Raw genomic sequence first — 9234 nt, forward strand, 5'->3', positions numbered from 1 at the left:
CCCTGTCGTTGATCAGCGCCGAGCGCGTCACCAACCTCTATGACCTCATGGATGCGGCCTATTGCAGCACCGAGTTGCGCGCGCACAGCAAGAGCCTCGGGCACGTTCCCCTGATCGACCACAACCCACGACGCGGTGAGAAGATCGAATTCTCCCCGGCCGAAGCGATCCGCTACAACGAGCGGAGCGCCGCCGAGCGGAGCAACGCCCGCCTCAAGGATGAGTTCGGTGGCCGGAACATTAGGGTCAAGGGCCACACCAAGGTGATGGCCCACCTGATGTTCGGCCTCCTCGCGCTGTCCGCTGACCAATTGATGCGATTACGACGATGACCCCAGCCTTCGCTCGCTGAACGCGGTGCATTCGAGGAGTGCAGGAGGGGGTTCGTACCGGATTCCGAAAACTATGCCCTCAGGTTAGCCGCTCAGCCGGACAGGCTTCGCTCGCAACAAAAATCGCTCCCGGAGAGCGAATGCTGCGGCGCAGCAACTCGCACCGGGGGAGTTTTGCAAGAGGCTCAAAATAACCCGTATCTGCATCTTGCGGCTGTGCGCTGCAGCCACTCTCGGGGGAACCGACCAACAGATTAGCCAGCGAGCAAATTTGACATTGCTTGGGAGCATGGCTTTGAAGCAGGTTGTCTTTGAACGCTTGCACCACACGGCGCGCGGCATGCAATGCTTTTTCGAGAGCTTCACTGCTTCGCGTCGCAGCGCGCAAAAGCGCCGCGAATCGCCGTTGCTCGTCCATCGGCGGCAGCGCAAACTCAAAATCCGCCAAACTCGTCCAGTTGGTTCTGGGGCTCAGGCTCCCCGCCGAAGTGCCCACAGCATGCTCGAAGAACGCATCGGTCTGGCAAATGAAAGGCAGCAACTCAGGCAGTAGCGCATTGGCATCCTGGCTTTCGAGCACGTAGATGTCGCCCGAGCACACACCGGTGAAATCAGCCATCGCCACCTTTCGCTGATAGGCGCGGCGCTTGCCGAACAGAACCTGCCCCGGCTTGAAAACGCTGGTGAAGGTCACCCCATCAGCCACTTTGCCCCATCGGCGAATCCGCAGATCACCCGGCTCAAGATGCTCCAGGCCGACAAATCGATCAAGGCCATCGGCCAGAGGATCGGCGCAGCGCGCCTTGCACAGACGCACCACGTCGCCGAACTTCACTTTCCGCCAGCCCGACTTCAAACTCTTCTCAGCCACGGCCGAGCTCGCTTCGCAGCGTATAGGCTTGCCGCGGATGATTCGGGTTCTCGGGGAAACGCAGCGCCAACTGGCCATCTCTTACCATCGGAATCAGGTGTTTGTTGCGCAGATAATGGCGGTCGCGCTGGAGCAAGGTTGCAAGCTCGTCTGCCGTCAGTGCTTGCCAGGCGCACAGACTGAGAATGCCGCTGCGCAGGGCTTGCGAGGGAACGCGGCCTTTCAAGGTTGCAAGCAGGGTTGCAAGCTCGAAGGGCAAGGTTGCAAGCGGGTCGCCTCGCAACTGGTGACTATCCGGTTCGCGCTGGTGACTTTGACCCGCAGAGTCGCCACTTTGAGGCTTCACAAGCTCGGCAGCCTGCCCCTCGATCACCGGCAATCGCAAAATCGTCGTAAAGGTGCCCGACTGCCGATCGGAAATGAACTCGGGCGGCGGACAGCCGTAGTCCTCGCAGACACGCCGGATCGTGCGGATGCCGCTGCCCTTGGCCTCGGCGATTTCCACATCGCGGAATACCGACGCCAGAATCGGGTTGCGCTGTGCCGGGCCGGCTCTGCCGAGTTCCGATACCGGCTTGAGCGAGTAGCCGGTATTGATGAATTCGATGCGGTCGCTGTAGCGCACCACGATGGTCGGCTGGTTGAAGCGGTAGCTGCGGTGGATGATGGCGTTGGCCAGCGCTTCGCGAAAGGCTTTGCGCGGCACCAGCGGTTCCTGCAGGCTTTGCATCGAGTCGGGCGGCAGGTAGAAGCCCTTCGGCAAGTCGTCTTCGATGGCGGCAGCAATCTGGCGAAAGGTCAAAAGTGCGCCCTTGCGCACGTCCAGCGTGGCGGCAAAGCGACGCTCGGGATCGGTGACCCATTCGGTGCCGACCACCCGCACATACGAGACTTCCGCGGTGGTGAAGCGTCGGCGCAGCGTCAGTGGTTTGCCGAACAGCAACACGCCGGCCACCGTGGGCTTCAGTTCACCCTTGATCCGACGGGCGGCCAGCAAGGCTTCGAGCAAGTCTTCGTCCGGGTAGCTCAGTTCCTCGGCCTGGGGATTGACAAGAGTGCGCAGGCGGCGATATTCGGCGATGGCGGCAGGATCGAGCTCTTCGATGTCGCAATCGTCTGCGACCTTGGCATCGAAACCCGGCTGAGGCTCGTCTACCTGGCGCAAGGCCCACAGGTCCTCGTCTGTACAACGCTGGTCGGTGGTTCCGATGCGCCGGAAGGCCCCCCTTGGCAATCCAGTGGCTTGCAGGTAGACGGGCTTGTCGGCGGTGGCCACTTCCGGCACAAAAACCACCAGTACGGTTTGCCCGTCCACGTGATCGACCCGGATTTGCGGTCGCAGAGAAACATTCAGCATCGTTGCGCATTGGCTGGCCAGATCGGACTGAAGCTTGTCCGGGTCGGCTAGGCCGACGGCGCGGTACCGGACCTTGCCAGTGCTGGCGACGCGCTCGACACCCAGCAGCAGATAGCCACCACCGAGGCCGGGTTCATTGGCAAAGGCAATCACGGTCTCCAGCAGGGATTTCCCCGCTTCGCTGGCACGCTTGGCTTCGATGCCCGGCGACTCGTCGACCAGGTTGAGTTCACGCAGCAACTCGACGGCAGAGCGCATCATGACGGTGTTTCCGTGAGGCTGTCGAGCGTCTCCACCAGGGCGTCCATCTGCTGCCAGAATTCCCGGCCATCGCTCTGCCACTTCTCCCAGGTCGCCTGCAAGGTCACCGGCTGCCCCGCACCCTCAGTGATTGCCGCCGCTTTCTTCACATACAGCGGAATCGAGAGATTACCGGCGTTGGCGATGATTTCCGCCACGCTGGCTACCTTGGCAAAACCCGCCACGTCGGCAAAGGCTTCGTACGCTTCCAGGATGCGTTGCTGATGCTCTTGCTTCAGGAAGCTCTGTGCCCGTTCCCGCGTCACCGCATGCAGGGCATCGATGAACAGCACCTTGCCCTTGCGCGTTGCGGGTTTGCTCCGGTTGCAGACCACGATGCAGGCTTCCATCGGCGAGTTGTAGAAGAGGTTCGGACCAAGGCCGATCACTGCTTCGACCCAGTCCTGCTCGACCATCCTGGTGCGCATGCCTTGTTCTTCGTTACGGAACAGCACGCCATGGGGCCAGAGGACGGCGCAGCGGCCTTTGCTGCTTAGGCTGGCCAGGATGTGCTGCTGGAAGGCATAGTCGGCCCGCCCTTGCGGCGGCGTTCCGAGAAAGTTGCGCCCCCACTTGTCCCTTTCCCACGCCGTGCGATCCCACTGCTTGATCGAATAGGGCGGATTGGCGAGAACCACGTCAAACTGGCGCAGCCCGTCGCCCTCGATATGCCTGGGATCGGCCAGCGTGTCGCCCCGGATGATCTGGAAGTCTTCGACGCCATGCAGGAACAGGTTCATGCGGGCGATGCCGGAAGTGATGAGGTTGCGCTCCTGTCCGTAGAGCTTGAGGGTGCGGTACTCACCACCGCTACGCTTCACCTCGACCAGTGCCGAAATGAGCATGCCGCCGGTGCCGCAGGTGGGATCGTAGATCGATTCGCCGGCCTGCGGCGCGAGCAGCTGCGTCATCAGATGGACGACCGTTCGGTTGGTGTAGAACTCGGCGGCGGTGTGGCCGGAGTCGTCGGCAAACTTCTTGATCAGAAACTCGTAGGCGTTGCCGAGTTCGTCTTCGGGCACGTTGCTCACCGAGAGTATCTGGGTCGAGAAGTGCTCGATGAGGTTCTTGAGGGTCTCGTCGGGCAGGCGCTCACGGTTGGTCCAGGGGGAATCGCCGAAGATGCCGGCAAGAAGATCCGGATTGGCTGCTTCCAGTTGCCGCAGTGCGGTCTGAATCGCCAGCCCGACATTCTTCGGTTTCTGCCTGACATCATTCCAGTGTGCCCCTTCGGGAATCTGGAAGCGGTGATTCTCGGCAAACTGGGCGTAGGAGAGATCGCCGGCGCTATCGGCCAGGGCGGCCTGGTACTCCTCGTCCCAGATATCGGAGACCCGCTTGAAGAAGAGCAACGGGAAGATGAACTGCTTGTAGTCGCCGGCGTCGATCAGGCCGCGCAGGAGCACGGCGGCACCCCAGAGGTAGGATTCGAGTTCTTGCTGGGTGATGCCGGGTTTAGGTTGATGGCTCATTGCAACCAGCCTCCCTCGACCATGACCTTGGCTAGCCGACTCTCGGCTTCCCGGCAACGGCTGAGCGCCGCCTTGAAAGCGGCAATGGCTTCCGGCAAGGGCGGTATGTCCTCCTGCAAGGGCGGCAGCACGTAACGCGAAATGTTGAGCGTCCAGTCCTCGGACTGGATCTCATCGAGGCTGACGATGCGAACAGCGTCTTGCACGTCCTCGAACTTCTCGAACCAACCCTGGATCGTAAGCGCGTGCTCAGGTTCCAGATAGTTCTGTGCCCGACCACGCCGGAAAAGGCGGGACGCGTCGACGATCATGACCTTTTTGCGCCGTTCACCGGGCTTTTTCTTGCGCAGCACGAGAATGCAGGCGGCAAGGCCAGTGCCGTAGAAAAGATTGGGGGCCAGACCGATGACTGCCTCGATCAAGTCCATCTCCAGCAGTTTCTGGCGAATGGTACCTTCTGTCCCTTTGCGGAACAGCGCCCCCTGCGGCAGGACCACGGCCATGCGCCCGGTGACTTCCGCCATGGATTTGACCATGTGTTGAACCCAGGCGAAGTCGCCGGAACTCGACGGCGGCAAGCCTGCAAAGTTGCGACCGAAAGGATCGTTGAGCCAGACTTCCTCACCCCATTTCTCAAGCGAGAACGGTGGATTGGCGAGTACGCAGTCGAACCCGGCCAGGCGGTCGCCCTCAAAGAAGACCGGGTTGCGCAGGGTATCACCACGCACGATCTGGAAGTCTTCGATGCCGTGCAGGAACAGGTTCATGCGGGCGATGGACGAAGTGGTGAGGTTTTTCTCCTGCCCGAAGAGTTTGCCCCACAACCGCTTCACATCGCCGTGCCTGTCCTTCACGTGCTGAACGGCAGCGAGCAGCATGCCGCCGGTGCCGCAAGCCGGGTCGTAGATGGTCTCGCCTTCGCGGGGGTCCAGCATCTCGATCATCAAGCGGACGATGCTGCGCGGGGTGTAGAACTCGCCTGCCTTCTTGTTGGTGGCGTCGGCAAACTTCTTGATCAGGTATTCGTAAGCGTCGCCGACCACGTCGCTGGCGACGTTTTCATTGCCGAAGGAAAGCCGGGAGAAGTGTTCGATCAGGTCCTTGAGCAGGGCGTCGGACAGCCGATCCTTGTTGGTCCATTGGGCATCGCCGAAAACGCCGTAGAGGGTGTCGGGGTTGGCCTTCTCGATCTCGCGCATGGCCCGCTGCAGGGCATTGCCGACGTTGGTGGCGACGACCCGCACTTCGTTCCAGTGGCAGCCGTCCGGAATCTGGAAGCGGTGAGACTCGGGGAACCAGGCCAGTTCGGCGTCACCGGTATCGGCGACGATCTCGTCGTACTCCTCGTCCCAGACATCGCAGATGCGTTTGAGGAACAGCAAGGGGAAGATGTAGGTCTTGAAATCGGCCGCATCAACCGGGCCGCGCAGGATGTTGGCAGACTCCCAGAGGTGGGATTCGAGTTGCTCGACGGTAACTGTCTGCTTCTGCGCCATCATTCGCCATTGGTTGTTCTCGTGATGGCGCCATTATCCCATTACAAAGGCGTACCAGATGAGCCGCATTTCGCGCTGGCGTACCTCGCGGAACGAAAGCATACGCCATCGCGAAAACCATCCAAGCTCCTCCTGAAGCGCTTTGAAAACAACCGCTTGAAAAACCGTACCAAATTGGCGAAGTCAGGAGGTTTACACGAAAGACGCCGCAAAACATTGCGTTGAGCGGGGTCTCTGTTTCTGCTGCAGGGAGTTTACAGCCAGTGTCCTGGGCCAGGGCTGCGCCGTCCCGGCACTAGGTCGTCGGAACTTCGTCGGTGCGCACCAGAAAGCTCTTGAGGATGCTCGGTCAGAAGGTGGTGACCATCGCGACGTCGGCAGCGTCGCGGCCGCGTGCAATGAGGACGCGCCCGATGCGAGGAACGTTGTTGCGGGCGTCGAAGGTATGCCATCGGCCGCCGAGATACACGTCGAACCGTCGGCAAAGATACGGATATCGCCACGCGGTGCGACGATTCGCCTACACCAGTTGCCGAAGCCGTCGCGATAGGCAACCAGCAGTACCGCTGGATCCGTCAGCACGTGATCAGGCGCCATGACGTCGTTCATCCGCGAGTAATGGATCTTGAGCGTGAGGATCATCGGGGTCGGCTGCTCGCACTCGTAGACGATGTCATAGCCGCAAGAGCTCACCACACGAGTTCTGGAAGTTCTCGAAACACCCTGCGTGTACCCTCGCTCCAGCTCTGGTGCAAGGACGTGAAGTAAGTGTCGCCTTCGGCAAAACGGCGTCGCATTCGGATTTCGAGGCTGTCACGCTCGTAGCAGATGAGGTCGATGGGCATACCAACCGAAAGGTTGCTGCGCATCGTCGAGTCGAACGACACGAGAATACACTTCACGGCGTCCGCAAGTCTTGTCGAACCCATGATGACGCGGTCGATGAGCGGCTTGCCGTATTTGGTTTCACCGGTCTGAATGTAGGGTGTGTCGACGCCGGCCTCGATGAAGTTGCCTTCAGCATAGATGCGGAACAGGCGTTGCCCTTCGCCGCGGATCTGTCCGCCGAGGATGAACGATGCGTTGAAGCTGATGTCGCTCGCTTCGAGGAACGGACCATCGCGCCGTTCGATGTCGCGCATGGCGTCGGAAACCACATTGGCCATGTCGAACATGGTGCGCACGTTCCACAGCGACGCCTTGTTGTCTGGGTCTTCGCCGCGTTGGGTCAACACGCTGATGACTGCCTGGGTACCGGCGAGATTGCCCGAGCTCAGGAGGACAATCACCCGCTCGCCCTTGCGCTCGAAAACCGTCATCTTGCAGAACTTGGCGAAGTTGTCGATACCGGCGTTGGTTCGCGAATCCGACGCGAAGATCATGCCCTCGTCCAGCCGTACGCCGACACAATAAGTCATCCTACCGTCCCTGGGCCACAACGTCAGGCCGACGCTGCGATGCCTTTGCCATGGTCAATGAGTTCGCCTGACAGCCTGGCGTTGGCACCTTGCCCCGCGCGCATGGCCACAGGAAACGAAGAAGCCACCACTGGTGGCTTCTTCCTGATACCACTGGCTAGGTGCGCCCATCGGGATTACGGCTTCAACGCGTCCTTGACGGCGTCTCTGGCGTCTTTGACGTTCTCTTTCAAGTCGCCGATATGTTCCTGCACCTTGCCTTCAGCCTGATTTTTCAGGCCCTTTGTCTGCTGCTCCGTGCTGCCTACCAGCTTGCCGACCTCTTCCTGGATTTTTCCACCGAAGTCTTTTGCTGCGCCCTTCACTTGATCCTTGTTCATCTTAATCCCCTAACTGAGTGGTTGGTACTTCTGATATGCGAGCCAGTGTCTGCCCGTCCTGCTCATCATCACGCTCATCACGCAATCCATTCGTCGCGTCCATATGGCAAGACTAAACCCAAGCGATGACTAGTTCTGTGCGCTGGCCAACATACGCACCCTACTCTGAAGAAGAGGTGGTCCATCTTGATGACTGTCTCCGGCAGGGTAGGTTCAGCCAGATGGCGACGGGCAGCTTGGGAGGTTGGGGGAGCAGCTGTTCGGCGACGGTCTGAGCACATGCTGGTCGCGCGGTCGGCGTACAGGTCAGAGCTCCTGGCAGGATCCCCTGTTTGGCGATGGCCCCACTGTACGCCGTGCAGGCGAGCGTCGCGTCCACATCAGCCGTGTCCCTATTGCCACAAACTGGACAAAATCAGTCGAACTTGCCGGCGCGAACGACATCCGGACGAATATCGGGATTCGTCGCGTTGCCACAATTTGGCGCGCGAACGCGGACCTCCTTTGTCTGGCCAGCAGCAAGGGCGACATCGGTACTGCCCCATAGCGTATTCTGAGCGCAGTTCACCGAGCGCGCAGCTCCCGACCATTGCCTAGCGCCCGAATTTCGGACCTCATAGATGGCATCAACCGTCTTCCCTGGGCCGCTGTTCGCCGGGTCCCATCCCACTCGATAACGATACTCAACGCCCGCGGCGCGACCCCACCCGGACCATTCGGTCATGCGATAGCCACCAGCAGGTGGAGGGGGGATCACCGGAGCGGTCTGAACCGGGCGGTCACGGAGAGCAAGATTGCACCAGTGATTGGGATCTTCAAAACCAGTAACGCCGTACAGCTTGCGGTGCCCTGCGCCGCAGACCAGCGGTCTAACGCGGCTGAAATCAATGTCGCGCATGGATTGGCCCCACAAGCAATTAGCTCCGTCGTAGGACGCACAGGCGGGATTTCCATCGTTCGTAATGGTGAAGACAATCCGCCCGCCGTTCGGTGGTGGGAATGTCTCCTCCTGCCAGCGCTCGGCTGCCAACGCCGCGGTGCCTATGTGATGGGGCGAGGACGCGATCAACAGGGCAATACCTATCAGCTTGATGGGTTTCATGGGCCGACTCCTCTCTCGATTTTAGCCCTGGGCTCCTTAGAGACGAACCCGGGAGCAAGCATCAGGGCACCAGCGATCATTGGAAGTTGAAGCTGTAACCATATGACCCATATCAAGCGTCTGCGTTCAGCCCGCCCGGCGACCTCGGCGACAGGTCGCAATCTCTGCGTTTTCGACAGGAGGAAGAGATGGACAAGGCCGGGAGGCCATCAGCAAAGCTGGCGCGCTGGTCACCTCCGACCGGCCGCCGTTCTTGGTACACGTGGCGTGGGACCCCTGAGCTTCGCCACTCGGAGGTCCTTGTAGCCGGACGTTCGTAGGGCAGGATGTGCAAGCCCGCGCCCGCAGCGCGATGCTGGCCAGGCCGGTCATGTCTTAGCCTCGCTACTTCTCGGTCAACACTATGAGGTCTCCCCGGGATCCTTCGGCGAGCCGGCGATGGTGCAGGGCCGCAAGCGGGTCATCCGGATACTGTGTGGCCAGGTCACGGAAGATGGCGGCTGCAG

Annotated in this window: 8 protein-coding genes and 1 pseudogene; 1 reads left to right on the forward strand and 8 read right to left on the reverse strand. The window is 60.6% G+C overall.

All coding sequences use genetic code 11. The features are described 5' to 3' along the window. A partial coding sequence (locus V5B39_RS20595) for a transposase (RefSeq protein ID WP_332344708.1) occupies positions 1-332 on the forward strand: 332 nt, incomplete at its 5' end. 79 nt (positions 333-411) lie between these two features. Here V5B39_RS20595 and V5B39_RS20600 read toward each other — a convergent pair. The 8 genes and pseudogenes from V5B39_RS20600 to V5B39_RS20635 form a co-directional block, all read right to left on the reverse strand. Further along, entirely contained in the window at positions 412-1203 is a 792-nt protein-coding gene (locus tag V5B39_RS20600) for a restriction endonuclease subunit S (protein WP_332344709.1), read from the reverse strand. Beyond that, entirely contained in the window at positions 1196-2821 is a 1626-nt protein-coding gene (locus V5B39_RS20605) for an ATP-binding protein (RefSeq protein ID WP_332344710.1), read from the reverse strand. The genes V5B39_RS20600 and V5B39_RS20605 overlap by 8 nt, the downstream gene beginning before the upstream one ends. Next, on the reverse strand, positions 2818-4332 hold the full coding sequence (locus tag V5B39_RS20610; RefSeq protein WP_332344711.1) for a type I restriction-modification system subunit M: 1515 nt from the start codon (positions 4330-4332) through the stop codon (positions 2818-2820). Before V5B39_RS20610 ends, V5B39_RS20605 begins: the two co-directional genes overlap by 4 nt. Then, positions 4329-5831 (reverse strand): type I restriction-modification system subunit M, encoded by a 1503-nt coding sequence (locus tag V5B39_RS20615; protein WP_434735741.1) that lies wholly within the window; start codon positions 5829-5831, stop codon positions 4329-4331. The genes V5B39_RS20610 and V5B39_RS20615 overlap by 4 nt, the downstream gene beginning before the upstream one ends. A gap of 346 nt (positions 5832-6177) precedes the next feature. Beyond that, positions 6178-6470, reverse strand: a pseudogene (locus V5B39_RS20620) (hypothetical protein). 47 nt (positions 6471-6517) lie between these two features. Then, positions 6518-7246, reverse strand: a complete 729-nt coding sequence (locus V5B39_RS20625; protein WP_332344712.1) for a peptidase — start codon at positions 7244-7246, stop codon at positions 6518-6520. Between the two features lie 176 nt (positions 7247-7422). Next, a complete protein-coding gene (locus tag V5B39_RS20630; RefSeq protein WP_332344713.1) occupies positions 7423-7626 on the reverse strand; it encodes a CsbD family protein in 204 nt (67 codons plus the stop codon). A gap of 415 nt (positions 7627-8041) precedes the next feature. After that, positions 8042-8728, reverse strand: coding sequence for a hypothetical protein (locus tag V5B39_RS20635; protein WP_332344714.1), 687 nt, complete (start codon positions 8726-8728; stop codon positions 8042-8044). Between the last annotated feature and the right edge of the window lie 506 nt (positions 8729-9234).

The organism is Accumulibacter sp. (assembly GCF_036625275.1).
Taxonomy (GTDB): Bacteria; Pseudomonadota; Gammaproteobacteria; order Burkholderiales; family Rhodocyclaceae; genus Accumulibacter.